This is a genomic window from Cronobacter muytjensii ATCC 51329 (assembly GCF_001277195.1).
Lineage (GTDB): Bacteria > Pseudomonadota > Gammaproteobacteria > Enterobacterales > Enterobacteriaceae > Cronobacter > Cronobacter muytjensii.
Window position 1 is genome coordinate 2,613,991 of the sequence record NZ_CP012268.1, and the last position, 26,242, is coordinate 2,640,232.

At 56.7% G+C, this 26,242-nt stretch carries 24 protein-coding genes; 18 read left to right on the plus strand and 6 right to left on the minus strand.

What is annotated here, in order from left to right:
* Positions 1-99: 99 nt before the first annotated feature.
* Entirely contained in the window at positions 100-1,218 is a 1,119-nt protein-coding gene (locus AFK63_RS12090; RefSeq protein WP_038863948.1) for an anion transporter, read from the minus strand.
* Positions 1,219-1,220: 2 nt separating this feature from the next.
* Positions 1,221-1,688, minus strand: a complete 468-nt coding sequence (gene mntR / locus AFK63_RS12095; RefSeq protein WP_038863949.1) for a manganese-binding transcriptional regulator MntR — start codon at positions 1,686-1,688, stop codon at positions 1,221-1,223.
* A gap of 182 nt (positions 1,689-1,870) precedes the next feature.
* On the opposite strand from mntR, the gene mntS reads away from it, so the two are divergent.
* Together mntS and AFK63_RS12100 are read left to right on the plus strand one after the other, a co-directional pair.
* A complete protein-coding gene (mntS, locus tag AFK63_RS21260; RefSeq protein WP_144420903.1) occupies positions 1,871-2,005 on the plus strand; it encodes a manganase accumulation protein MntS in 135 nt (44 codons plus the stop codon).
* 290 nt (positions 2,006-2,295) lie between these two features.
* Positions 2,296-3,879, plus strand: coding sequence for a phosphoethanolamine transferase (locus AFK63_RS12100; RefSeq protein WP_038863950.1), 1,584 nt, complete (start codon positions 2,296-2,298; stop codon positions 3,877-3,879).
* 57 nt (positions 3,880-3,936) lie between these two features.
* Here the strand turns inward: AFK63_RS12100 and ompX are convergent, their stop codons facing one another.
* Positions 3,937-4,452 (minus strand): outer membrane protein OmpX, encoded by a 516-nt coding sequence (gene ompX / locus AFK63_RS12105; RefSeq protein ID WP_038863951.1) that lies wholly within the window; start codon positions 4,450-4,452, stop codon positions 3,937-3,939.
* A 351-nt stretch (positions 4,453-4,803) separates the two neighbouring features.
* On the opposite strand from ompX, the gene rhtA reads away from it, so the two are divergent.
* The 6 genes from rhtA (at position 4,804) to ybiO (ending at position 11,627) form a co-directional block, all read left to right on the plus strand.
* Entirely contained in the window at positions 4,804-5,691 is an 888-nt protein-coding gene (gene rhtA / locus AFK63_RS12110) for a threonine/homoserine exporter RhtA (protein WP_038863953.1), read from the plus strand.
* A 315-nt stretch (positions 5,692-6,006) separates the two neighbouring features.
* A complete protein-coding gene (dps, locus tag AFK63_RS12115; protein WP_038863954.1) occupies positions 6,007-6,510 on the plus strand; it encodes a DNA starvation/stationary phase protection protein Dps in 504 nt (167 codons plus the stop codon).
* A gap of 374 nt (positions 6,511-6,884) precedes the next feature.
* Positions 6,885-7,628, plus strand: a complete 744-nt coding sequence (gene glnH / locus AFK63_RS12120) for a glutamine ABC transporter substrate-binding protein GlnH (RefSeq protein ID WP_007711680.1) — start codon at positions 6,885-6,887, stop codon at positions 7,626-7,628.
* An 83-nt stretch (positions 7,629-7,711) separates the two neighbouring features.
* Complete coding sequence (glnP, locus tag AFK63_RS12125) at positions 7,712-8,371, plus strand: glutamine ABC transporter permease GlnP (protein ID WP_038863956.1); 660 nt, start codon at positions 7,712-7,714, stop codon at positions 8,369-8,371.
* Positions 8,368-9,090 (plus strand): glutamine ABC transporter ATP-binding protein GlnQ, encoded by a 723-nt coding sequence (gene glnQ, locus AFK63_RS12130; RefSeq protein ID WP_038863958.1) that lies wholly within the window; start codon positions 8,368-8,370, stop codon positions 9,088-9,090. Before glnP ends, glnQ begins: the two co-directional genes overlap by 4 nt.
* Before the next feature lie 278 nt (positions 9,091-9,368).
* Entirely contained in the window at positions 9,369-11,627 is a 2,259-nt protein-coding gene (ybiO, locus tag AFK63_RS12135) for a mechanosensitive channel protein (RefSeq protein WP_038863959.1), read from the plus strand.
* Here ybiO and rlmF read toward each other — a convergent pair whose 3' ends face one another.
* Positions 11,628-12,557 carry a 23S rRNA (adenine(1618)-N(6))-methyltransferase RlmF gene (rlmF, locus tag AFK63_RS12140; RefSeq protein ID WP_038863960.1) on the minus strand — a complete coding sequence of 310 codons (930 nt, stop codon included), beginning with the start codon at positions 12,555-12,557 and terminating at the stop codon, positions 11,628-11,630.
* Between the two features lie 112 nt (positions 12,558-12,669).
* Here rlmF and AFK63_RS12145 point away from each other — a divergent pair, with 112 nt between their 5' ends.
* The 3 genes from AFK63_RS12145 (at position 12,670) to ybiJ (ending at position 14,167) form a co-directional block, all read left to right on the plus strand.
* Complete coding sequence (locus tag AFK63_RS12145; RefSeq protein ID WP_038863961.1) at positions 12,670-13,287, plus strand: flavin reductase family protein; 618 nt, start codon at positions 12,670-12,672, stop codon at positions 13,285-13,287.
* A gap of 95 nt (positions 13,288-13,382) precedes the next feature.
* Positions 13,383-13,649: a DksA/TraR family C4-type zinc finger protein gene (locus tag AFK63_RS12150; protein WP_038863963.1), complete on the plus strand. Its 267-nt coding sequence runs from the start codon at positions 13,383-13,385 to the stop codon at positions 13,647-13,649.
* 257 nt (positions 13,650-13,906) lie between these two features.
* A complete protein-coding gene (gene ybiJ / locus AFK63_RS12155) occupies positions 13,907-14,167 on the plus strand; it encodes a DUF1471 family protein YbiJ (protein ID WP_038863965.1) in 261 nt (86 codons plus the stop codon).
* Positions 14,168-14,256: 89 nt separating this feature from the next.
* Here ybiJ and ybiB read toward each other — a convergent pair whose 3' ends face one another.
* Positions 14,257-15,225: a DNA-binding protein YbiB gene (ybiB, locus tag AFK63_RS12160; protein WP_038863966.1), complete on the minus strand. Its 969-nt coding sequence runs from the start codon at positions 15,223-15,225 to the stop codon at positions 14,257-14,259.
* 332 nt (positions 15,226-15,557) lie between these two features.
* Here ybiB and AFK63_RS12165 point away from each other — a divergent pair, with 332 nt between their 5' ends.
* The 5 genes from AFK63_RS12165 to AFK63_RS12185 all read left to right on the plus strand — a co-directional run bounded on the left by AFK63_RS12165 (position 15,558) and on the right by AFK63_RS12185 (position 20,950).
* On the plus strand, positions 15,558-16,094 hold the full coding sequence (locus AFK63_RS12165) for a fimbrial protein (protein ID WP_038863967.1): 537 nt from the start codon (positions 15,558-15,560) through the stop codon (positions 16,092-16,094).
* Positions 16,095-16,156: 62 nt separating this feature from the next.
* The gene (locus AFK63_RS12170) at positions 16,157-16,822 is read left to right on the plus strand and encodes a fimbrial biogenesis chaperone (RefSeq protein WP_038863969.1); all 666 of its coding nucleotides are present in this window, start codon (positions 16,157-16,159) and stop codon (positions 16,820-16,822) included.
* 56 nt (positions 16,823-16,878) lie between these two features.
* Positions 16,879-19,437 carry a fimbria/pilus outer membrane usher protein gene (locus AFK63_RS12175; RefSeq protein WP_038863970.1) on the plus strand — a complete coding sequence of 853 codons (2,559 nt, stop codon included), beginning with the start codon at positions 16,879-16,881 and terminating at the stop codon, positions 19,435-19,437.
* Between the two features lie 22 nt (positions 19,438-19,459).
* Positions 19,460-20,431, plus strand: a complete 972-nt coding sequence (locus AFK63_RS12180; protein WP_081642084.1) for a fimbrial protein — start codon at positions 19,460-19,462, stop codon at positions 20,429-20,431.
* An 87-nt stretch (positions 20,432-20,518) separates the two neighbouring features.
* Positions 20,519-20,950: a fimbrial protein gene (locus tag AFK63_RS12185; RefSeq protein ID WP_158408862.1), complete on the plus strand. Its 432-nt coding sequence runs from the start codon at positions 20,519-20,521 to the stop codon at positions 20,948-20,950.
* On the opposite strand, the gene dinG is transcribed toward AFK63_RS12185, so the two are convergent.
* The gene (gene dinG / locus AFK63_RS12190; protein ID WP_038863972.1) at positions 20,937-23,123 is read right to left on the minus strand and encodes an ATP-dependent DNA helicase DinG; all 2,187 of its coding nucleotides are present in this window, start codon (positions 23,121-23,123) and stop codon (positions 20,937-20,939) included. The two genes, AFK63_RS12185 and dinG, sit on opposite strands and share 14 nt — an antisense overlap.
* 292 nt (positions 23,124-23,415) lie before the next feature.
* Between dinG and licT the strand changes: the two genes are divergently transcribed.
* Together licT and AFK63_RS12200 are read left to right on the plus strand one after the other, a co-directional pair.
* Positions 23,416-24,261, plus strand: coding sequence for a BglG family transcription antiterminator LicT (gene licT / locus AFK63_RS12195; RefSeq protein WP_038863973.1), 846 nt, complete (start codon positions 23,416-23,418; stop codon positions 24,259-24,261).
* 107 nt (positions 24,262-24,368) lie between these two features.
* On the plus strand, positions 24,369-26,237 hold the full coding sequence (locus AFK63_RS12200; protein ID WP_053531576.1) for a beta-glucoside-specific PTS transporter subunit IIABC: 1,869 nt from the start codon (positions 24,369-24,371) through the stop codon (positions 26,235-26,237).
* The last annotated feature ends 5 nt before the right edge of the window (positions 26,238-26,242 follow it).

The window sequence follows — 26,242 nt, forward strand, 5'->3', positions numbered from 1 at the left end:
GTTCAGCAACAGTCCTGTAAGTTAAAAACATCACAAATTACCGTTTACTAAACTTAGGACCAGTCTATACATTTGCCAGGAAAAACTGACAAATTAGCATTATCTGAGAAAAAGCCCCCACAACAGCAGATAACCCACCAGCGCCGACCAGATAAGCAGCGGCAGGGAGTAGAGATGAAAGCGCCACCAGATGCGGCGATCGGCGGCCATACGCAGGGCTATCAGGTTGGCGAGCGAGCCGGGCAGCAGCCCGAAACCGCCGATATTCACCGCCCAGGCGAGCAGCGTCGTCGGCGGCACGTAATTGAGCAGCAGAATGGTCGCCGGCACGTTGCTGATAAACTGCGAAAGCCCGATGCCGAGCGCGTAAAGCCCGACGGGGGGCAGTTGCGTGACGTGATGCAGACTGGACGTGAGCGCGGGCAGTTGCGTCAGCAGATGCACGTCGATAAACATCGCCACAAACACCAGTAAAAGGCTCCAGTCGATGCTAATCAGCACCCGGCGCGCCGCCAGTAAAAATCCGGCCGCAACCAGCGCCAGCCCCCATAGCGCCAGTTCCAGCTCCAGCGCGGTTAAGAACACCACATAAAGCGCGAGACAGCACCAGACCAGACGCGGCTGCCAGTCATGCGCTTTATCGTGCGACTGATAATGCAGCGCCTTCGCCGGGAAGCACACCCGGCAGAGCACCAGCAGGCTCGCCATCAGCGCTAACGCCAGCGGCGCCATGTGTAGAATAAACTCGCCAAACGCGAGACCGGAGCGCCCCCACAGCAGGATATTTTGCGGATTACCGATGGGCGTGAGCAGCGAACCGGCGTTCACCGCCAGCGCTTCAAAGATAATGAGGCGGTTCACCGGAATGGCGCACAGTTTTTTAAGCGTCAGCGTCAACGGCACCACGATAAATAGCGCCACGTCGTTGGTTAAAAAAGTGGAGAGCAGCGCGGCGGCGCAGACCAGAAACAGCGCCAGGCTGCGTTCCGTCGTGAAGCGGCGCACCAGGCGGCGGCCCAACACGTCGAAATAACCACTCAGCTCAACGCCTTTGGTAAGCATCATCAGCCCGGCGAGCGTAATGATGGTGCGCCAGTCCACGGCCTGCGGCCATTCGCGCGGTGCGAAAGGCACAAAAAAGCTCAGCAGAATGCCGGTTATCAATAAAAGCTGGAAAAACCTGTCGTGAAGAAAAGGACGCGCAAGGCGACGTAACATGATTATTCAAATCCGTTCTGCTGGCTGAAACGGCGAAAGACCTCAAGCGTCTCTTCGCTGACATGATGCTCCATCCCTTCGGCGTCGCGCCGCGCGGTATCCGGTTTCACGCCAAGCGCGAGCAGGAAGTTCTCGACAATCTGGTGACGCTCGCGGCTCTGCTGCGCCAGCTTTTCACCTTCCGGCGTCAGAAACACGCCGCGCCAGGGGATCTGCTCAATCAGGCCAACGGTGGCGAGACGTTTGAGCATTTTGGCGACAGTAGGCTGCGAAACGCCAAGACGCGCGGCCATATCCACCTGACGCGCTTCGCCGACCTCGCGGATAAGATCGGAAATCAGTTCGACGTAATCGTCGATAAGCTCGCGCCGGTGGGCTTCACGCACCTGGCGAAAACCTTCGACATGCTCCTCGACGTTCACCAGTTGCGTCACTTTCATGCTGCTCTGCTTACCTGCCCGACGGCTCATTATGCTTCCTCATTACAGTGGCGCGATACGGTTAACGCTGTTTTGCGGGCCATTGTAAACCACCGCACCGCGAGCACAAAAAATTAACGTGTTAGCCATAGCTATACAACATAGCCTGTGCTATATCTGTATGTAATGCGAACAGCCCGGAGGTTTCGGGCTGTCAGACGCGGAGACCTGGTATGAACGAAGTAATGAGGTGTATGCGCGTGTTTACTCACTCCCCCTTTCAGGTGCGGCTGCGGCTGCTGAATATGTTGTGCGAGATGTTTAACCCGAAACCCCAGCCGGAGCAGGACGATCACGGGCAGAAGTAAGCAGCCTGCCGCCCCGCCCTGTTGTCATTTTTTCTTCATTATTCTGCGTTACACTGCGCCCTGCGCACCTCACGTTGGTTTTCTTCTCTCTTTTGGCGAGTTTTGCAGCCTTTCTCGCAAACTAGTTGGTTTCCCCCCGTTGCTATTCTTGCCGCGCGGCTCTATCTTCTTGCAGCCCTGCCCTCACGATGTTACCGAATGCGGATCTCCCTCCCTTCTGGTCCTGCACTCTGGCGGGCGAATACCCTTGACGCCAGGGTTTACGCATGGCGTTTCGTTGAACCCGTACTATGAATCTAACGCTAAAAAATACTCTTGCTGCGCGCGGCATCGCTCTCGATCCGTGGATTGGCTTCTATTTTCTGCAATCGTTATTAATTAATGTCGCTCTGGGTTATGAATTCAGCCTGCTCTACGCCGTCGCGTTTTGCTGCGTGCTGTTGCTGCTGTGGAGAAGCGCGCCGCGCGTACAGAAAGGGCTGCTGGCCGTCTGCTCGCTGGTGGCCGGGCTCTATTTTCCGTTCGGGCAGACTTACGGCGCGCCGAATTTCAACACGCTGCTGGCGCTGCATGCCACCAATATGGAAGAGTCGACGGAGCTGCTGACCATTTTCCCTTGGTACAGCTATCTGGTATCGCTGTTTATTTTTACGCTGGGCATTATTGCGCTGCGCCGCACGCCTGCAGCCCGCCGTCGCTGGCGGCCGTTCGACAGCCTCTGCCTTGCGGTGAGCGTGGTGAGTTTTTTCGTGACGCCGGTACAAAACCAGCTTTACGGCGGCGTGTTTGCGCTAAAAGACAGCGGCTACCCGGTGTTTCGCTTCGTTAAAGACGTGGTGGTGAATAATTACGAGGTGCTGGACGAACAGCAACGCATGGAGGCGCTGTCGAAAATCAAGGACTCCTGGAACGTTCTCGCGGTCGCGCCGAAATATCACACCTATGTGGTGGTGATTGGCGAAAGCGTTCGGCGTGACGCGGTCGGCGCGTTTGGCGGCCAGTGGGATAACAGCCCGTTCGCGAGCCGCGTGAATGGCTATCTGTTCACAGATTATATCGCCGCCAGCGGCTCGACACAGAAATCGCTCGGACTGACGCTTAACCGGGTCGTGGATAATAAGCCGCAATATCAGGATAACGTCGTCACGCTCGCCAACCGCGCCGGTTTCCAGACCTGGTGGTTTTCAAACCAGGGGCAGATTGGCGAATATGACACGGCCATTGCGAGCATCGCCCGGCGCGCCGACGAAGTGCATTTCTTAAAAAGCGGCGATTTCGAAGCGGATAAAAACACCCGCGACGAGGCGCTGCTGAAAATGACCGCGCAGGTGCTGGCGACGCAGCGCCCGCAGCCGCAGCTTATTGTGCTGCATCTGATGGGCTCGCATCCGCAGGCGTGCGATCGCACGCAGGGCAAGTATGATGTATTCGTGCAGTCGAAAGAGACATCCTGCTACCTTTACAGCATTCGCCAGACTGATGATTTGTTACGTCAGCTCTATCAGCAACTGCAAAACAGCGGGCAGAGTTTCTCCCTGGTCTACTTCTCCGATCACGGTCTCGCCTTTAAAGAGCGCGGCAAAGCGGTGCAGTACCTGGCGCATGACGATAAATTTCAGCAAAATTTTCAGGTGCCGTTTATGGTGCTTTCCAGCGACGATAAAGCGCACCGCATTATCAAAGCGCGCCGCTCCGCCAATGATTTCCTGAGTTTTTTTGCGCAGTGGACGGGGATTAAAGTGAAAGAGATCGCGCCGAAATATAAATTTATTTCGGGGCAAAAAGCGGGGCCGGTCTATGTGACCAACTTTAAACTCAATAAGGTGAGCTATGATCACCTGGGCTGCGATCTGTTTGACGCACGTACGCACTGAGGCGACGCGCAGATAAAAAAAATCCGCCCGAGGGCGGATTTTTTATCACCGGAGTGATTAGAAGCGGTAACCCACGCCTGCGATCCAGGTGCCAACGTCGGTGTTGCGGATGCGGCTCTGCTCGTAGGAGAAGTCCAGAGCAACGTCCTGAACCGGGTTGAACTGCAGACCAGCACCGTAAGAGAAACCGTAGTCGCTGGTGTCGCTGGTTTTGGTCGGGTAGTCGGTGCTCTGGAATTTACCGTAGCCAACACCCACTACGCCGTAGATGCTTGCCCAGTCATTGATACGGTAAGCCGGACCTGCAGTGATGCCGTAGTACTGGCCTTTGTTGTATTCACCGTTTTCAGAGCGATCTTTTTCGGTGTAGGTGAAGGAACTGATCACGCCCAGCGGGTTGGTGTCGTCGAACTCATAGCGGTATTTCAGGTTGAAACCGTTCATTTTGTTCATCACGCCCTGCGCGTCGCTCTGAGCGTAGCCACCGGAAACGGTAGCGGTGCCAGCAACAGCAGAACCTGCGGAAACGGCCAGAACACAAGCCAGTGCTGAAAGACATGCAATTTTTTTCATAACCACCTCAAATGTGCTTCAAGTAAGTCCTAAGATTTAAATATATCAAAACCCAGCAGGAAACTCTTTGTTGTTCACGTTGTCTAACCCGGTCTTTCCTGTAACAGAACGTTTCCGCCAGCGTCTATCTTGCTAAAAACAATGCATTTTAACCGGCGGCAACGATTATGGCCTCTGTCAGAGTGCGCCTGCATCCGGATTATTCCTAAACGCGACTGAACAAATTTTGCGCTAACCCGGGTATGATAACCGCTATTGCCGCCGCGTTTTTCAATGTTTGCTAAACCACCCGTCAGTTAAATACAGTAAGCTATCGCGTTTACTTATCTTTAACTTTTACAGGTGCGCAGGATGCCAACGTTGTCCCGTAAAACTCCCCTCTGGTTGCCCGTCGTGGTGCTTATTATTGCCATGGCGTCTATTCAAAGCGGCGCGTCGCTCGCTAAATCACTGTTTCCGCTGGTAGGCGCGCCCGGCGTGACCGCGCTGCGCCTCGCGCTCGGCACGCTTATCCTGGCCGTGGTGTTTAAACCCTGGCGATTGCGCTTTACCCGCAGTCAGCGAATGCCGCTGCTGATTTACGGGCTGGCGCTCGGCGCGATGAACTACCTCTTTTATTTATCGATTCGTACCGTGCCGCTCGGCATCGCCGTCGCGCTGGAGTTTACCGGCCCGCTGGCGGTAGCGCTGTTCGGCTCTCGCCGCCCGGTGGATTTCCTCTGGGTCATTCTGGCGGTACTGGGTTTGTGGTTTCTGCTGCCGCTCGGCCAGGATGTCACGCATGTCGATCCGCTCGGCGCCGCCTGCGCGTTAGGCGCGGGTGCCTGCTGGGCGGTCTACATTATCGCCGGACAAAAAGCGGGCGCGGAACATGGCCCGGCGACCGTCGCGCTCGGCTCGTTCATTGCCGCGATAGTTTTTGTGCCCATCGGCGCGATTGCCGCGGGCGACGCGCTCTGGCACTGGTCGGTGCTGCCGCTCGGCCTTGGCATCGCCGTGCTCTCCACTGCCCTTCCCTATTCGCTGGAGATGACCGCGCTCACGCGCCTGCCCACGCGAACATTCGGCACGCTAATGAGTATGGAGCCGGCACTGGCGGCCTTTTCCGGCATGCTGTTCCTCGGCGAAACGCTGACGCTGGTGCAGTGGCTGGCCCTGCTGTCGATCATCATCGCTTCCATCGGTTCGACGCTGACGCTGCGGCGTGAAACGCAGATAAAAAGCCTCGATATTGATTAAGCAGAATTTATATTTCCTGGCACGGTTTATGCCGTGCCAGCCTATTTCCCTCTCGCCAGTTTCAGATATTTCTGCGTTGCGATTGATTCGCTATTAAAATAACCACATGCGCGGTTCGCTTTAATTCAGCGTTAATTTAAACGTTATAAAAATACTTACAAAATTAGCCAACACCCTGTTCATAAAGAAATTTTACAGGCAACCACCCCTTTTCTATTTATCTGATAGGCACAGCCACGCCAGCAAACTCCAGACCCGGTGCTATACTTAATTCCGTAATTTCCTGGGACACAATCATCAAGAGGATATGAAATTATGGGTACCGCTAAACTGGTTAAAACAAAGGCTTCCGACCTGCTCTACACCCGCAATGATGTAGCAGACAGCGACAAAAAGGCCACCATCGAGCTGCTGAACCGCCAGGTGGTTAATTTCATTGACTTGTCGCTGATTACTAAACAGGCGCACTGGAACATGCGCGGCGCGAACTTTATTGGCGTTCATGAAATGCTGGACGGCTTCCGTACCGCGCTGACTGAGCACCTCGATACTATCGCTGAACGTGCCGTACAGCTGGGCGGCGTCGCGCTGGGCACCACACAGGTGGTTAACAGCAAAACCGCACTGAAAAGCTATCCGCTGGACATCCATAGCGTTCAGGAGCACCTGAAAGAGCTGGCGGACCGCTACGCGATTGTCGCGAACGACGTGCGTAAGGCCATCAGCGAAGCCAGCGACGAAGATACGGCGGATATCTTTACCGCAGCGTCTCGCGATCTGGATAAATTCCTGTGGTTTATCGAGTCGAATATCGAATAATTCCCGGTTATACCAGACGCTTTACTTATCAGGCCCTCTCCTCCCGGAGGGGGCTTTGCACTAAAAGAGGGCGTCACTCGCCCGATTTACCCCGCAAACGTTATCTCTTTGTAATAATCCCCTCACACAATCGTTAATGAAAGATTGTTTTATCACCGGTTTTCAGGCTAAAAAGACCCTTCACCCGGCTGACGGCCGCTGCGCACTATTTTGGTGCACCATATTGGTGCAAATAACGGTAATAAGCGCATTGATTGTGCAGAAGGACTTTTATCTTGCCTTTCAAAACAGCGGGTTGTAAAACTGGCATGATTTTTTCATGCAGCGCTACGTTCTTATCGGGGATCGCCCCGCGGATAAATAAAGGAAATGCTATGAAGTCTGTTTTTAAAGTTTCCCTGGCAGCCCTGACTCTGGCCTTTGCGGTCTCTTCTCAGGCGGCGGATAAGCTGGTTGTAGCAACCGACACCGCGTTTGTTCCCTTCGAATTTAAACAAGGCGATAAGTATGTCGGCTTCGACGTCGACCTGTGGGCCGCTATCGCTAAAGAGCTGAAGCTCGACTACACCTTAAAACCAATGGATTTCAGCGGCATTATTCCGGCGCTGCAAACCAAAAACGTTGACCTGGCGCTGGCCGGTATCACCATCACTGACGAACGTAAAAAAGCGATCGACTTCTCCGACGGCTACTACAACAGCGGCCTGCTGGTGATGGTGAAAGCGAACAACAACGACGTGAAAAGCGTGAAGGATCTCGACGGTAAAGTTGTCGCCGTGAAGAGCGGCACCGGTTCAGTCGATTACGCGAAAGCGAACATCAAAACCAAAGATCTGCGCCAGTTCCCGAACATCGACAACGCGTACATGGAGCTTGGCACCAACCGTGCTGACGCTGTTCTGCACGATACGCCTAACATCCTGTACTTCATCAAAACCGCAGGTAATGGTCAGTTCAAAGCCGTTGGCGACTCTCTGGCGGGCCAGCAGTATGGCATCGCGTTCCCGAAAGGCAGCGACGATCTTCGCACCAAAGTCAACGGCGCGCTGAAGACCCTGAAAGAGAACGGCACCTATAACGAAATCTACAAAAAATGGTTCGGCACTGAGCCAAAATAATAATTCTTATTAAGCAGTTAATATCTGTCAGGGGCGGCCTTCGCCCCTGCTATTTTTGAACCACGGTAACACAGGAAATCATCATGCAGTTTGACTGGAGCGCCATCTGGCCTGCCATTCCCCTCTTGCTTGAAGGCGCCAAAATGACCTTGTGGATTTCGGTCCTCGGTCTGGTCGGCGGTCTGATAATCGGTCTGGTGGCCGGTTTCGCCCGTTCGTTTGGCGGCTGGATTGCGAATCACATCGCGCTGGTTTTTATTGAAATCATTCGCGGCACCCCGATTGTGGTGCAGGTGATGTTTATCTATTTTGCCCTGCCGATGGCATTTAACGATTTACGCATCGACCCGTTCACCGCGGCGGTGGTCACCATCATGATCAACTCCGGCGCGTATATCGCGGAAATCACCCGCGGCGCGGTGCTCTCCATCCATAAAGGCTTTCGTGAAGCGGGCCTGGCGCTGGGGCTGTCGAAGCGTGAAACCATCCGCCACGTGATCCTGCCGCTGGCGCTACGTCGTATGCTGCCGCCGCTCGGCAACCAGTGGATCATCAGCATTAAAGACACCTCGCTGTTTATCGTTATCGGCGTCGCCGAACTGACCCGTCAGGGCCAGGAGATCATCGCGGGCAACTTCCGCGCGCTTGAAATCTGGAGCGCCGTTGCGGTGATTTATCTGGTCATTACCCTCGTTCTGAGCTTTGTTCTGCGTCGTCTGGAAAAAAGGATGAAAATCCTGTGATTGAATTTAAAAACGTCTCCAAGCATTTTGGTCAAACCCAGGTGCTGCATAATATCGATTTAAAGATTAACCAGGGCGAAGTCGTCGTCATCATCGGGCCGTCCGGCTCCGGGAAATCGACGCTGCTGCGCTGCATCAACAAACTGGAAGAAATCACCAGCGGCGATCTGATTGTCGATGGGCTTAAGGTGAACGACCCGAAAGTGGACGAGCGCCTGATCCGTCAGGAAGCTGGCATGGTGTTCCAGCAGTTCTATCTCTTCCCGCACCTGACGGCGCTGGAAAATGTCATGTTCGGGCCGATTCGCGTGCGCGGCGCCAGCAAAGCCGAGGCTGAGAAGCTGGCGAAAGCGCTGCTGGCGAAAGTGGGGCTTGCCGAGCGCGGCCATCACTATCCGTCTGAACTTTCCGGCGGCCAGCAGCAGCGTGTGGCGATTGCCCGCGCGCTGGCGGTGAAGCCGAAGATGATGCTGTTTGATGAGCCGACCTCCGCGCTTGACCCGGAGCTGCGCCACGAAGTGTTAAAAGTGATGCAGGATCTGGCCGAAGAAGGCATGACGATGGTTATCGTGACCCACGAAATCGGCTTCGCCGAAAAAGTGGCGTCTCGTCTGATCTTTATCGACAAAGGCCGCATCGCCGAAGACGGCAATCCGCAGGCGCTCATCGAGAACCCGCCAAGCCCGCGTCTGCAGGAGTTTTTGCAGCACGTCTCTTAAGGTTTTCGCCCTGTGCAAACCCTCTCCCCGGAGAGGGTTTTTTATTGGCGTCGACGTGGGTAGGGCGGCCTGCGGGTGATTGCCCAGCGTGGGTAAGCGACGCGCCCGCCCCCTCTCTCCCGCAACCGTGGCGGCGGCGCTGCGCTTACCGGCCCCTGGATGTCAAACCGGGTGCGGCGCCCCTCTTCCCAATCTCCGGAATACTCCTCTTTTCCGGGCTTCGCTTATCCGGGCACTATACTTACCTCTTTGTGTCACTTTCTCAGCCGGAGGAGAGCGTGCCGTGGATTTTACTGCTGCTTGTCAGCCTGTTTAGCGTTTCAGCCAATGCCGTAAGCCTGCCCGCCGCGGCGGTTGCCGCCTCGACCACTCAAAAAAGCGAGGCGCCGCCCACAGAGCCTGACGCGGAAAAAAAGAAAGCGGCCTACGCGGCGCTCGCGGATGTGCTCGAAAACGACGCCTCCCGCAAGGAGCTTATCGGCCAGTTGCGCCAGGCGGCGGCCACGCCCGCCACTGAAGCCACGCCCGTCATCAAGCCGCCCGTCGCCGAAGAAGAAGAAAAAACGGTGCTGGAGAACGTTACCGAGGTGACGCGCCACTACGGCGGCGAGCTTGCCGGGCGCTTTGCTCAGTTGCATCGCAATATCACCAGCGCGCCGCACAAGGTATTTAACGAGAAAACCTTTTTCAACGCGCTCACTCACTTCACCCTGCTCGCGGTCTCGGTATTCCTGTTTTACTTCGCGGTACGCGCGTGCGCCATTCCGCTGTACCGAAAAATGGGCCAGTGGGGACGGCGCAAAAACATCAACCGGGCGAGCTGGATACAGCTGCCGCTGATGATTATTCTGGCGTTTATTATCGACCTCGCGCTGCTGGCCCTGACGCTGTTTGTCGGCCAGATAGCGATCGATATGATGAACGCGGGCAGCCGTACCATTGCCCGTCAGCAGGGGCTGTTCCTGAACGCCTTTGCGCTTATCGAATTCTTTAAGGCTATATTGCGGCTTATCTTCTGCCCGCGCTTCCCGTCGCTGCGCCCGTTTGTCATCAGCGATGCGAGCGCGCGTTACTGGCACCTGCGCCTGAGCGGGCTAAGCAGCCTGATAGGCTACGGCCTGCTGGTGGCGGTGCCTATCATCTCAGCGCAGGTCAACGTGCAGGTCGGCGCGCTGGCAAACGTTATTATCATGCTGACTATGACCGGCTGGGCGCTGTACCTCATTTTCCATAATAAACGCGCTATCACCGCCGGGCTGACCCGCCTTGCGGACCGCTCGCTCGCCTTTTTCAGCCTGTTTATCCGCGCGTTCGCGCTGGTCTGGCACTGGCTGGCGAGCGCCTATTTCATCGTGCTGTTTTTCTTTTCGCTCTTCGATCCGGGCAACAGCCTGAAATTTATGATGGGTGCCTCGCTGAAAACGCTCGCCATCGTCAGCGTCGCGGCGTTTATCTGCGGCGTCTTCACCCGCTGGCTGAGTAAAACCATCACGCTCTCCCCGCCAGTACAGCGCAACTATCCGGAGCTGCAAAAACGTCTCAACGGCTGGATTTCCGTCACGCTGAAGCTGGCGCGCATTCTCACGGTTTGCGTGTCGATCATGCTGCTGATGAACGCCTGGGGCCTGTTTGATTTCTGGGAGTGGCTCACCGTGGGCGCGGGTGAGAAAACCGTGGATATCCTGATCCGCATCTCGCTTATCCTGTTCTTCTCCGCCGTCGGCTGGACGGTGCTGGCGAGCCTGATTGAGAGCCGCCTCGCGTCTGACATCCACGGCCGCCCGATGCCGAGCGCCCGCACCCGCACGCTGCTGACGCTGTTTCGCAACGCGCTGGCGGTCATTATCAGCACGATTACGGTGATGATTGTGCTCTCGGAGATTGGCGTCAATATCGCGCCGCTGCTGGCGGGCGCGGGCGCGCTGGGCCTTGCGGTCTCGTTCGGCTCGCAAACGCTGGTCAAAGACATCATCACCGGCATCTTTATTCAGTTTGAGAACGGCATGAACACCGGCGATCTGGTGACCATCGGCCCGCTGACCGGCACCGTGGAGCGCATGTCGATCCGCTCGGTGGGCGTACGCCAGGACACCGGCGCCTACCACATTATTCCGTGGTCATCGATAACGACCTTCGCCAACTTCGTGCGCGGGATAGGCTCGTTTGTGGCGAACTATGATGTCGACCGCTTTGAGGATACCGAAAAGGCTAACCGCGCGTTGCGTGCGGCGGTGGATGAGCTGATGGAGCAGGAGGATATCCGAATGCTTGTGATAGGCGAGCCGAACGTGGTGGGCATTGTGGGGCTGACCAACACCGCCTTTACGATCCGCGTGACTTTCACCACCCAGCCGCTGAAGCAGTGGACGGTGCGTTTCGCGCTTGACGGCATAGTGAAAAAACACTTCGATCTGGCAGGTATTCGCCCGCCGGTACAGACGGTGCAGGTCATGCAGCCGATGCCGGACGCCACCGCCGCCGCCCAGGCGCAGGCGGCGGCAGGCGGCGCGCTGCCGCCTGCGAATCCGACGGTGTAATTACCGCGAACGGTTCTGTGCCCAGCGTTCGCGCTGGGCCGTATCCATAAAGCTCCAGGCGATAAAGCGGCTCTGCTTCTGGCCCTGGGCCATCTCTTTTTTGACCACTTTCACTGCGCCCGCCTGTTCCAGCGCCCGGTAAAGCTGCGGAAGGTTGTCGCCCTTCGACACCAGCGTGGTAAACCACAGCACCTGACGGGCGAACAGCGCGCTCTCAGCGATCATCCGGGTGATGAAGCCGACCTCGCCGCCCTCGCACCATAGCTCCTGTTGCTGGCCGCCAAAGTTTAACCCCGTGTCCGGCGCGAGCCCAAGGTTACGGCGTTTACGCGCGTTACCCGCGCTGGCGGCTTCGGCGGAGTCGTGGAACGGCGGGTTGCACAGCGTCGCGTCGTAACGCTCATTTTTGTGAATGATTCCGTGGAATATCGCGTCCGGGGTTTTCTGGCGGCGCAGGCGGATGGCGCGGTTGAGCCCAGGATTGGCGTCAATAATGGCGCTCGCGCTGCGGATCGCCTCTTCGCTGGTATCGGTGCCGGTAAACCGCCAGCCGTACTCGTACTGGCCGATTAGCGGATAGATGCAGTTGGCGCCAACGCCGATATCCAGCACGCTCGCCTGCGCGGGAACAACGTCGCCGTTGCCCCCGGCCAGCAGATCCGCCAGATGATGGATATAATCCGCGCGGCCCGGCACCGGCGGACAGAGGAAGCCGTCAGGAATATCCCACTGCTGCACGCCGTAAAAGTGCGCCAGCAGCGCCTGATTGAGGGTTTTGACCGCCTGTGGATCGGCGAAATCAACGGTCGGCTCGCCGGCGGGCGAGAGGCGAACATACGCGCCAAGCGCCGGACAGCGCTGTGTCAGCGCGTCGAAATCATAGCGGCTGTGGTGGCGGTTACGTGGGTGCAGGCCCGGTTTGCGGTTCATCGGCTTCCTCCTGTGTGGGCGCGTACAATACCCGCTGACCCGCCCCTGGTAAATAAGCGCGGCAAAATTTACCGCGACGGCTATGATAGTTTTTTTGTCCAGGGAGTCCGCTATGCACTATTACTACGAACCGGCTCGCGGCCACGGGTTGCCGCACGATCCGCTGAACGCCATCGTCGGCCCGCGCCCCATCGGCTGGATAGCCTCACAAGACAGCGAAGGCCGTCGCAACCTTGCGCCATACAGCTTCTTTAACTGCTTTAACTATCGCCCGCCGATTATCGGTTTTTCCAGCAACGGCTGGAAAGACAGCGTAAGAAATATTGCCGCGACGAAAGCGTTCGTCTGGAACCTCGCCACGCGCGAGCTGGCAGTGGCGATGAATGAAACCTCCGCCTCCCTGCCCCACGGTGAAGATGAGTTTATCCGCGCCGGTCTTACCGCCGCGCCGTCGCGGGTGGTCAGCGCGCCGCGCGTCGCCGAAAGCCCCGTCAATTTCGAATGCCGCCTCACGCAGTGCATTCAGCTCACGGCCGCCAGCGGCGAGCTGATTGATACCTGGCTGGTATTAGGCGAAGTGGTCGCGGTGCATATTGACGAGTCGCTGCTGGAAGATGGCATCTATCAGACCGCGAAAGCCCGTCCCATCCTGCGCGCGGGCGGCCCGAGCGCCTACTACGGTATTGACGAGGCGCAGCGCTTCGATCTGGTGCGCCCGGACGCGCGTTGATCGCGCCCAAAGCCCGCTGCGGCGGGCTTTCTCCCGGCAGGATGCCCCCTTTTTTGCTATAATTACCCCTGTGTTTAACCATTCAGGAGGTCCCTATGGCTTCAGGTTGGGCAAACGACGGCGCGGTTCAGGATCAAATTGACAGCACCGTTGAAGACGCCGTGGCGCGGGCGCGACGCGACTTGCCAACAGGCGAAAGTCTGGAATTCTGCGAGATGTGCGATGAGCCGATCCCCGAGGCGCGCCGTAAGGCTATCCCGGGCGTGCGTCTGTGTGTGAACTGCCAGCAAAAACAGGATGAACACCGCCAGCGTTACTCACTCTATAATCGCCGCGGCTCAAAAGACAGCCAGTTGCGCTAACACCTGCGCTCCCCCATACACGCTTTTACCGTTTCGATGTGTCGATTTGTGCCCTTAAAAAACGGGACGGTAAGGGCCTGTAAAGAAGCGTGGAAAAAAGGCATTATTGCCAATTTATTCAACAGCTTATATTACATTCAAATTTTTAGAATAAGGCTGTCAATTCTCTTCGGTTTTATATTCTGCCGCTGAATGTGACAATCATCACATCAACGGAACAAGCCGTATTAAACAGAACAAACTGCGAGAGAATCACTATGAAAGCCACCAAATATGCTGTAGCCGCCCTGACCCTGTCCGTTTTTTCTTTTGCTGCCGGTGCGGCAGAACAGGTCAGCCCGGCGCAGGCGCAGGGCCTGAATAAAATCGGTGTCGTGTCTGCTCAGGGCGCCAGCACGCTGGATGAACTGAATGCGACGCTTGCGGCAAAAGCCGAAGCGGCAGGCGCGAAGGCGTATAGCATCACCTCCGCCAACACCAATAATCTCGCCAGCGGTACCGCGGTTATCTACAACTGATTGACCTGAGCCACTGACATACCCTTATTGCCCTTCATTAACCCTTTGTTACCCTTTTTGCCCGCGGCGGATGCTGCGGGCTTTTTTTATCAGAACGTCTGCGCAATCCGGGCCAGCGCCGCCGGGATATCTTCCGCCTCGCCGCTTGCCACCAGCACGCACGCCATCTGGGTTTTCAGCGATTCCGGCACCGGCTCAAGACCGGACAGACAGCGCTCGGTCCAGCGGGCGGTCACCTCGGGATCTTTCGCCTGCGGCAGTATGACCGGCACAGACGCCGCCTCGCTCTGGCGCTCCGCCAGAATGCGCGTGCCCTGCGCGTCGATAAGCGCGATTTGCGGACAGCGCTGCGGGTTGGCGTATACCTCCCCTTCAGTACCGTGCATCAGCAGCCCGCGTCCGCCGATATCCATGAAAAACTGTCCCACTCTGCTGACATATTCCGGATGCGACACGCTGGAAAGGCGCAGCGCGTCAGCTTCGCCGAACGGCGTCGCCAGTTTGGCGAGCGTGTGGGCGCTGTTGCGCACCCCAAGCCGCCAGCGCATCGCCAGCTGTTTTTCGAGCGGCGGGCAGAGCGCGCCAATGGGAACATACACCGGGTCGCGCCCGTCCAGCTTCGCCTGCGCCTGGCCTGCATGCAGCGTCGGGGTAATGCCCATCAGCGTGAAGATGGTTTCGGTCAGCACGCGGGTCGGATCGTCGCTCACGCCGTGCACCAGCACCGGAAAGCCGAGGCGGCTTATCAGCAGCGCCAGCAGCGGCGTCAGGTTCGCCTGCTTGCGCGCGCCGTTGTAGCTTGGAATGACCACCGGCATCGGCTTTGCGACCGGCGGCGTCAGGCGCAGGGTGTGCTGCTGCATCGCGTCATAAAAGCCGCGCATCTCCGCCTCGCCTTCGCCTTTAATGCGCAGCGCAATCAGGATGGCACCCATCTCCAGGTCCGGCACGTCGCCATCCAGCATATGCGCGTAGAGAGACCGTGCGGTATCCCGGTCCAGGTCACGCGCATGGTTCTTTCCCCGGCCAATCTCTTTAATGATTGCGCGGTAATCCATCTTTCTCTCCTCTCTGACAGGCCTGGTAATAGCCCCGGTGAATCATTCTCTCCGATGCGCCGCCAGTGCTTCCACTGCGGATCGCTATCTGCCTCGTTGCACAATACAAGTTAAAACTCTGGTGTGACAAGCACCTGGCGCCGCCGTCGCCGTACCAGCCCCGCCGCGTTAACGCATAACTCTGACGAAGTTTTTTAATATATTAATTCACTAAAAGAATAGTTAAGTGTTCATAACTGGAGCATTCAATACATCAGGCGCATATTTTTCATCGTTCTTATTCACGCCTTAATTATTTAAGGCTTTCTTTTCAACCTTAAACAGGATGAATGATGAAAAAAATAGTGTTCAGTACCGCCATCGCCGCTATTGCGGGTTGCTCTTCTTTTACCTGGGCTGCATCGACCGGGGAAGGACAGGTGAATTTCACCGGCGAAATCCTTGATTCCGCCTGTGAAGTGGTAAACAGCCTGAGCAGCCCGCTCCAGGTCGATTTAGGTAAAATTTCCAAAACGGTATTTAGCGGTGTTGGCTCAACGGCAACCCCGACAAGCTTTGCGTTACAGCTTAAAAACTGCCCGGCCGCCGTGACCGCCGCTTCCGTTACTTTTGGCGGCAGCGCGAGCACTGACAATGACAAAGTGCTGGCGTTGTCCAGCGGCACCGGCGTAGCCAGCGGTGTGGGCATTCAGTTGCTCGACGCCTCCGGCGCGCCGCTGGATCTCTATACCGCTTCTTCTGAATACACGCTGAAATCCGGCACTGAGACAAACGACCTGGCTTTTGGCGCGCGTTATATCCAGACGGCGGCCACGGTGACGGCTGGAAAAGCGGATTCGACCTCAACCTTTACGGTTACTTATAACTAATCCTCCCCGGGATATTTGCTGTCGCCAGAAAGCTAATATCCCGCTATTAAGAAGAGATCACTATGCGTAAATTTATTATCCTCAGCGCTTTATTAATGGCGACCTCTGTGGCTCAGGCGGGCGTCGTCGTTGGCGGCACTCGCCTGATTTATCCGGGCGATAAAAAAGAAAGTTCACTCATTGTCTCTAACTCCGATGATATTAACTATCTGATTCAGAGTTCGGTAGAGGCGACCGACGGCAGCAAAGCGCCTTTTCTGGTGACGCCGCCGCTGTTTCGTCTTAATGCCAGGCAGGATAACATACTGCGCGTGATATTTACTGGCGCGTCTTTACCGCAGGACCGCGAATCGCTTTACTGGCTCAACGTCAAATCCATTCCTTCCACCGCGAAGCAACAGGATCAAAATACGCTACAGATAGCCATTAAAACCCGCATTAAATTAATTTACCGCCCGGCAGCCATTACCGGCAAGCCAGAGGAAGCGGCAAATGATTTACAGTGGCGGCGCAACGGCAATACCCTGATAGTTAATAACACCTCGCCCTATTATATGAATTTCCAGTCTATTACTCTGGGCGGGAAGACATTACCGAAAATTGGTTATGCTGCGCCAAAAAGCGAAACACCCTTTGAGATACCCGCGACTATTTCAGGCAATACCGTGTCATGGAAAATCATAAACGACTACGGCAGCATCAGCAAAGAATGGAAAACCGCGTTTTAAACACTGCCTCTTAATTCACTGTCCTGAGAATAAAACCGTTTATCCGGGGATGAATAATGTCACTCAATAATGCCAGACGAATGAAGAAAAACCGCATTCGCCATCTGGCTCTGCTGATTGCTTTACAGTGCCTGTCGCTGGGGTTATCAACAGGGCAGGCCTGGGGCGACGATTATTTCAACCCGGCGCTGTTAGACGATGGCGAACAAACTGAGGAGCGACCGGATCTTTCTCTTTATGAAAAAGGCCCCGGCCTGGCGCCTGGAAAATATCATGTCGACATTCTGGTCAATAACCAAAATATCGGTAACCGTGACGTCACGTTTTTTCTCGATAAAGATGCCAGCGGCAACGCCATTCTCGCACCCTGTCTGAGTATCAGCGCGCTGAAAAGCGCGGGCGTGGCGACGGAAAAATTCCGGGAGCTTACGGAGCGCAATGGCTGCGCCACGCTCGGCGCTATCCCTGCCGCCAGCGCCACCTTTATCGCGAACCGTCAGCAACTTTTGCTAAGTATTCCGCAAAGCGCGATGAGCCAGATGGCACGTGGCGCGATTCCCCCGGAGGAGTTCGATGAGGGGATCACCGCACTGCTGCTTAATTACAGCTATTCCGGCAGTCAAATTAAGCCGCAGGAACCAGGCAGAGAGGAAAGCGAGAATGATTATCTCAACCTGCGCCCCGGTTTCAATATAGGCGCATGGCGGCTTCGTAACTACTCAACGTGGAGCCGCAGCCGCAACGGTGCGCAAACGGAAGCTGACTTTTCGCCCGTCTATACCTATCTGCAACGCGACTTACGCCAGATCGGCGGCGAACTGGTGCTGGGTCAGAGCAGTTCGCCAGCGGATGTCTTTGACAGCATCTCATTTACTGGCATTCAAATCGCCTCGGACGATGACATGTTGCCGGAGAGTGAACGTGGCTATGCGCCCGTGGTACGCGGGATAGCCAACAGTAATGCGCTGATAACCATCCGCCAGAATGGCTACATGATTTATCAGAATACCGTCGCGCCTGGCGCGTTTGAAATCCGGGATATCTACCCCTCCGGCAGCAGCGGCGACCTTAACGTGACGGTTAAAGAAACGGACGGCAGCGAGCAGCATTTCGTTGTGCCCTACGCGTCCGTACCGGTCTTACAACGTGAAGGCCGCCTCAAATACAGCCTGACGGGCGGGAAGTATCGCGCTTACGATGAGGACGTGGCCCAAACGCCCTTTATACAAAGCGCCGCCATTTACGGGATGCGGGATGGCTTTACAGCGTATGGCGGGGTGCAGTACAGCCCGTATTACCGGGCGCTGGCGCTGGGCGCTGGCAAAAACCTGGGCGACTGGGGCGCCCTTTCCGTGGATGTCACCTCGGCAAAGTCGCAACCCTTTCGGGGTAACGCGCAGAATGGCCGCTCATGGCGTGTGCGTTACAGTAAAAATATCGCCAGCACAAACACAACGCTTGCGGTGGCGGGCTATCGCTACAACAGCGACGGGTTTTATACGCTCCAGGAAAACATGGACGCTTACCGCCGCGACGACTTGTGGGACACGTCAGACAGACGGCGAAGCCGCCAGGAGATAACGCTTAATCAGAATCTCGGCGACGACCTGGGCTCGCTCAATCTGAGCCTGATAAAAGAAAAATACTGGGATAACGCGCAGACGCAGACTTCAATCGGCGCAGGCTACAGCAATAGCTGGCATGGGATTAGCTTCGGTTTCAACTACAGCCTTAACGAGAATACGCAGGCGCTTGATGACAGTCTCGCCGCGAAAAATCACGAGCAGCGCTTCTCTCTTAGCGTTTCTGTGCCGTTAGACGGATGGATGAGCAATACCTGGGCCAGCTATAGCCTGAATAACAGCGAAGAAGGCAGCGTTCAGACGCTCGGCCTGAACGGCGCAGCGCTTGCAGATAATAACCTGAACTGGGGCATTCAGCAGAGCATCAGCCGTGACGGGAACAATAACGCCACGACGCTGAACGCCGATTACCGGGGTACGTATGGTGAACTGAGCGCCGGTTATTCGCAGGATCACACCCAGCGGCAGATTAACTACGGCGTGAGCGGCGGTATTGTCGCGCATCGTCATGGCGTTACGCTGGGGCAACCGCTGGGCGAAACTCTCGCGCTGGTGGAGGTGCCTGGCGTCAGCGGTACCGCTATCGCAAATCAGAACGGCATTAAAACCGATTTTCGTGGCTACGCCATTGTGCCTTACACCAGCCCCTGGCGGCGTAACAGCATTGCGCTGGATACCGAGACGCTTCCGGACGGCGCGGATGTTACCTATGCCGCAAAAACCGTCACGCCGGCCAGGGGGGCGGTGGTGCGCGCTCGCTTCGATGCGCACGTGGGCAACCGCGTGCTGATGACGCTCCTGCGCGCCGACGGGCGTCCCGTACCGTTTGGCGCCTCAGTGGCGAACGGCGAGCAAAGCGACGCGTCCATCGTGGGCGATAACGGCCAGGTTTACCTGACCGGCCTGCAACCCGACGCGCTGTTAACCGCCTCCTGGGGCAATGCGGCAAACCAGCATTGCAGCGCGCACTATCCTCTGCCGGAGAAATCTCAGGGCAGCGCCATCATAACCGTCACTGCGCCATGTTCTTAATTTACAGCGCCGGAGAATTAGTATGAAATACATTCGCTATTTTTTATCGCTTTGCCTGCTGGCTGGAGGGATTTTATTTATTCCGCATGCGCACGCGTCCTGCAGCTCAAGGCAATTCCCAAGTGTTCAGAGCATATATAATTTAAAAATTTCAACCTCAACAGATATTGGGGAAATTATTGCGGGCTCAGAAAGAGCAGTGAATTTTATGGTAAGCTGCACATCAGATCGCAGCGGTGAAGTGCTGGTTGCCTGCTTTACCGGCTCGGGTGAAGAAGTGCCAGGCATGCCCGGTGTTTATGCCACAGGTATTCCAGGCCTTGGCGTCGCATTATATAACGACAAATGGAAACGAATTACAGGAAAAGGCGAAAGCTGTGACTCAACAAACACGCCGGTTTACAAACTCGACAGTAATAAATCATTTTCTGTATCGACAAATATTGTATTAATAAAAACGGCCGAACAGCAAGGCGAAGGGAATTTAAACAGCTCTAACACCAGCTTTACATTCAAAATTTATAATGCAGAAAAGCTGGCTAATAATAGCACCACGTACTATAACGCTTATTTATTTCCAACAAAAGTGACCTGTTCTGTAGACCCTAAAAGTTTAGTCGTCAATCTGGGGGACATCCCTGCATCGCAATTCACCGGGCCTGGCACCACGACAGCATGGGATAACTTTGACGTGCATATTACCTGTGACGAGAATGCCTCCATTATGTATCGCGTTAATGGCGCAGAAGGGCTGATTGATGGTCAGCAAAGCGTCATGAAACTTGACGATACCGCTGACAGCGCTACCGGGCTGGGCATTCAAATGCAGGTTAACAACACCACGATAGATTATTTCTCTGGTTATTATCCGCCGATAACCCTCGTCAATAAAACGCTCACCCTACCGGCGGGTATCCGTTATTACCAGACTTCTCACGAGCTCACGCCAGGGAGCGCGAATGCGGCCGTGATTCTGACCATCGCTTATCAATAGGTTTACGCACCAATGAAAAAGTTTCTTCTTCTGCTTATATGGGCAGGCGTTATTCACAATGCCTGTGCCGATTCAGTCGCCATACGCGTGACGGGTAATATTGTCGGTGCCACCTGCATGGTCGATAACGGCAGTAAAAGCGCCAGCGTGGAGATGGGCGAGGCCACGTCAGGGCAGTTTCAGCAAGCGGGGGCAACGGGCGACTGGGTGGATTTCGAGCTGTCGCTGTCGCAATGTCCGTCCTCTGTGACACAGGTGACCAGCACGTTTAACGGTACGGCGGATGCCGATGCGCCGGACTATTTCGCCAGTACCGGCACGGGAACCGGAGTGGGCCTGGAGCTGAGTTCAGGCGATCACAGCAAAACGCTCAGCACGGGCAGTCAACTGACCACCCCCGTCAACAGCAGCGATGGCACCGTGACGCTCCCCCTCGCCGCGCGCTATGTCGCGACCAAAGGGAATGCCACAGGCGGCACCTTTATCAGCACCGTTCAGGTGACGTTTACTTACGAGTAGCGCCGCGTCGCGCGCCTGCGCTGCCATGACGTTTTGTCGGGCTCGCACGCCTCGCCTGAGGAGGTTTTTTGGCCGCTTCCGGCGCCTCCGGCTGTTCAATCGCGAACACCGGCAGCGCGTCCAGCAACCGCTTACCGTAGGATTTGGTCAGCAGACGCCGGTCGTAAATCACCACTTCACCCCAGCAACTATGGCTGCGGATAAGCCGCCCCACCTGCTGGATGAGGTTAAATGAGGCGGCAGGCAGGCTTTGCACTTCAAACGGATAGCGGTTAAGGCTTTTCAGCCACTCGCCTTCCGTCACGACGACCGGACTGTCCACGGGCGGAAACGCGATTTTATGGATATGCACCTGGCTTAACAGCTCGCCTTTGAGATCAAGCCCTTCGGCGAACGACTGTAGCCCCACCAGCACGCTCGCCTCGCCCTGCTCCACCTTTTTACGGTGCAACTCCACCAGCCGGTAGCGCGGCTGATCGCCCTGCACCAGCAGACCGAGACGCAGATCCGGCACAAAAGACAAAAAGGTCTGCATCGCGCGGTTGCTGGCGAACAGCACCAGCATCCCTTTGTGTTCGCCCTTTTTGTATTCCGCGCGGAAATAGGCCGCCATCTCGGCGAGGTGCGCCTCTTCATGCTCCATCAGCGGCTCATGCTTCAGGCGAGGAATGACGATTTTCCCCTGCGCGACGTGATTAAACGGCGAGTCGAGCGCCACGAAGCGGTCGCCCGCTTTGTCGCGCAGGCCGCTCATCTCCTGCAACCGCGCGAAGCTGTTAAGCGAGCGCAGCGTGGCGGAGGTCACGACGACATGCGGCACCTGCCGCCAGATAAGCTTTTCAAGCTGATCGCTCACGCGGATCCCCACGCAGTGGAAATAGAGATGCGGCTGCCCTTCGCGGGTTTCGCGCGTCACCCATTTGGACACCGGAGCGCCGGAGGCGTGTGCCAGCGACGCCAGCCGCCAGAGCTTGCTCTGGGCCTCAAAGTGGCCGAGCGCGCGATTCATCTGCAACAGTACGCGGTGCAGACGCACAATGTCGTGGCTGCCTGTCTTTTCACTGAGATCGTTTAAAAAGAGCTCCGCCAGCCCGCGCAGGTTTTCGGTAAGCTTCGCCAGCCGCTCGCAGATCTCCATCACCTCCTGCGGCAATTCGCCCATCGGGAAACGGAACTCGCTCTCTTCTCCCGGCGGCAGCAGCAGCCCCACGATGCGGTTCATGGCGGCAATCAGCTCATAGACCTCTTCGCAATGGTTGTTCAGCCGCTCCGGTGTGGCGAGCGGCGGCACGGTTTTCGGGCGGAACTGCTCAAGACAGGTGGCGACCAGCTTGCTAAAAAGATCGAGCTGCAACCGCGTCCAGGGCGCGCTGATTTCAGCGCTCATCTCCAGCGCGTCGCGGGCGACATCCGGCAGATGATGGCCTTCATCCAGCACCAGCAGCAGGTGCTTTGGCTCCGGCAGCACCGACTCGCTCTCCAGCGCCGCCATGACCAGCGCATGGTTGGCGACCACCACTTCCGCCTCCTGAATCTCACGGCGCGCCACAAAAAACGGGCATTCACGGTAGTAGTGACAGTTACGGTTAAGGCAACTTGCTTTATCGGTGCTGAGCCGCGCCCAGAGTTTGTCGTCAATCGCCTGATCGGTATGGTCTCGCAGGCCGTCCCACTTATAGCTGTCGAGATCCGCTTTTAACTTCGCGCAGCGCTGCTGCTCTTCTTTGCTGTCAGGCGTCAGCTCGTCGTCAAGAAACGCCAGCAGATCGCCCTGCGAGGCGCTGTCGGTTGAGAGCGCTGTCAGGTTGCGCGGGCAAACATAGCGCCCGCGGCCAAAGGCGGCGGTAAAGCGCAGCTCAGGGATGATTTTACGCAGCAGCGGCAAATCCTTACTGAAGATCTGATCCTGCAGCGCCACGTTGGCGGTGCTCACCACCAGGGTTTTCTGCTCTTCGCGGGCGATGGCGATGCCGGGAATAAGGTAGGAGAGCGTTTTGCCAACGCCGGTCGGCGCCTCGATAGCCAGATGCCGTCCGTCATCGCCGCCGAGCGTTTTCGCCACTTCGGCAATCATCTGCCGCTGCGGGGCGCGGGGAATAAAGTCCGGAATCTGCTGCTGAAGCGCCTTATACCAGGCGGCAATTTGCGATTTCTGCGCGGCGGTTAATGCCATCGGAAGCCCTGAAACACTGTATAAACAGCCACTATTGTGGCACTTTTCAGGGGGCAGCTGAACCTTTTTTTGCCCGCGCGGCGCGCAGCGATCCGTAAGGCGGATCACAAATCGTCGTCAGGCTTATGATAAATCAAGGGCCATTCATTGACCGAATACCAGGTGGGTGTTAGGTTTTTTGATATTGCATTGCGCTTGTTACCGTTCGGCGGGCAAAACCTGAATGCAGCACCGGGGAACTCCCTGGCGCCTGTATTTATGTTTTGCCCGTTTTTGCTTTCAGGAGTCGGCGATGATCATTAAGCAAATACTTAATAATAATGTCGTCAGCGCCGTCGACGAACGCGGCCAGGAAGTTATCGTGACCGGCAGAGGGCTCGGTTTTAATGCGCACGTCGGCGAAACGGTGGCAATAAGCCATGTTGAGAAAACGTTTCGTCTGCATGACGACACGATTTCCGCGCGGTTTAAAGTCCTGCTCGATGAAGTGCCGGTGGAAATTGTCCAGCTGACCGACGATATTGTCGCGCTGGCGCGCCAGACGCCGGGCCTGAAATTAAGCGAAGGCATTTATGTGACGCTCGCCGATCACCTTTATTACGCCATTGCGCGCACCCGGCAGGGCCAGGAAATCGCTAACCCGTTACAGTGGGAAGTGCGTCACTTTTATCAGGACGAATACGCCATCGGGCGCCAGGCGCTGGCGCTGATCGCCGCGCGCACCGGCGTGCTGATGCCGGATAGCGAGGCATGCAGCATCGCGCTGCATATCGTAAACGCCGGGCTTAACGATCCGAAAAGCAAAATTAACGACATTACCCGGCTGATTTCTCAGATCCAGAATATTGTGAAGTACTGGTTCGCCGTGGGCCCCGATGAACAGTCGCTCAATTACCAGCGCTTTATTACCCACGTAAAGTTTTTCGCCCAGCGGGTAATAGAGGGCCAGCGGCTGGAAAATGATGACAGTGAATTATTCGCGATGGTGCAGCAGCGGTATAAAAATACCGTGGCGTGCGTCGAAGCCATTAGCGACTTTGTGGAAAAGAATTATCGCCACGCCATGACGCATTCTGAAAAATTGTATTTAACGGTGCATATCGACAATGTGATTCATCGTTTAGCGCATTCCCTTTAGGCTTGTTACTGTTCAATCAGGCAAACCCCAGAGGCAGCAACCTGCCGGTATTTTCACCGGCGACGGTTTAATGAAACCGCAGGGTTTCATTCTGGAGAGGAATAGCCATGAACTACCCGCACACCGCCCGCCAGATAATTGACCATCTCGGCGGCGAGGCGAATATTATTTCGCTTTACCACTGCATTACCCGCCTGCGTTTCGCGCTGGTCGACCTCGACCGGGTCAACCGTACCGCGCTGGAAAACCTGGATGGCGTCATGGGCGTGAATCTGTCCGGCGATCAGTTTCAGGTGATTATCGGCAACGAGGTCGCTCCGCTCTGTCAGGTGGTGCTGGCGCAGTTGCCGAACCTCGACGGGAAAAAAGCCGCCTCGCCGCCGAAACGGCGCAACCCGGTTTCCGTCGTACTGGAAGGGTTAGCGGGCATTTTCTCGCCGATTATTCCGGCTATCGCCGGGGCGGGTATCCTTAAGGGCGTGCTGTCGCTCTGCCTCGCGCTCGGCTGGGTGGCGGCCAGTAACCAGACGTACCAGATCCTGATGGCGATAAGCGACGGCGTCTTTTTCTTTATGCCGCTGGTGCTCGCCTTCAGCGCCGGGAATAAGTTCGGCGCCAATCCATATGTGGCCGTCGCCCTCGCCGCCACGCTGTTTCACCCTACCCTCACCACGCTCCTGAAATCGGGCGCGCCGGTCGCGTTCCTCGGCATGCCGGTCGCCAGCGTCTCGTATGCCTCATCGGTAATTCCTATTCTGCTGGCGGTGTTGCTGCTGAGCTATGTCGAGCGGGTCATCGACCGCGTGATGCCGGCTGCGCTGAAAACCATGTTCGTGCCGCTGCTGAGCCTTGTTATCGTCGCGCCGGTGACGCTTATCGCCATCGGTCCGGCGGGGATTTTCTTTGGCAACGCGCTCTCCGGCGGGATTATCTGGCTGGTGGCGAACATGGGCTGGCTCGCGGGCGTGATTGTCGGCGGCACGCTGTCGCTGATGATCATCACCGGCATGCACTACGTGCTGGTGCCGATTGTGATTAATAACATCAGCCGGCTCGGTTATGACCCGTTTAAGATCCTGTTTTACGTCGCCAATATGGGCCAGGCGGGCGCGGCGTTCGGCGTGTTCCTGCGCGCCCGCAATAAAAAAATCAAGACGCTGGCGCTCTCCACCAGCTTCAGCGCGGCGATGGGCATTACCGAGCCTGCGATGTATGGCATCAATATCCGCTTTAAGCGCCCGTTCGCCGCGGCGCTGATTGGCGGCGCGTGCGGCGGCGCGTTCGCGATGGCGCTCGGCGTGAAAACGTACGCCTTCGCTTTAAGCGGTATTCCGGGCATTCCGGCGCTGGTCGGCCCCACGTTTCTCTGGGCGCTGGCGAGCCTCGCCATTGCCTTTTGCGCGGCGGCGCTGGTGACGGTGATCCTGGGCTTTGAGGAGCCCGCAGAAACGCTCGCGCGGCACGACGCGCCGCCAGAAGTGGTGGCCGGGCTAAGCCCCGTGGCGCTCGCCCGCGAGGAGCAGTTGTTCGCGCCCGTCAGTGGGCGTCTCATCCCGCTCTCAGCGCTCACCGACCCGGTTTTTGCCGATGAGATCTTCGGCAAAGGCATCGCCATCGTGCCCCAGAGCGGCGAGCTACTCTCGCCGGTCAATGGGCGCGTCGAATCTGTCTTCGACAGCAACCACGCCCTGACGCTCAGGAGCGATAACGGCGCCGAGGTGCTGATTCACATCGGCATCGACACCGTGAAGCTTGGCGGCCAGCATTTTACCCGGCACGTGGAGAACGGCCAGTTCGTCGAGGCCGGACAACCGCTGATTAGCTTTGATCTCGCCGCGCTCGCCGCGCGCAATATCGACCCGAGCGTTATCGTCATCGTCACCAATACCGATTGCTACGGCGACATCAGCCCGCTGAAACAGGGCGACGTGGCAACCCGTGAAGCCTTTCTGAAACTGACCGCTGCGGCGGCTTAAGGGAG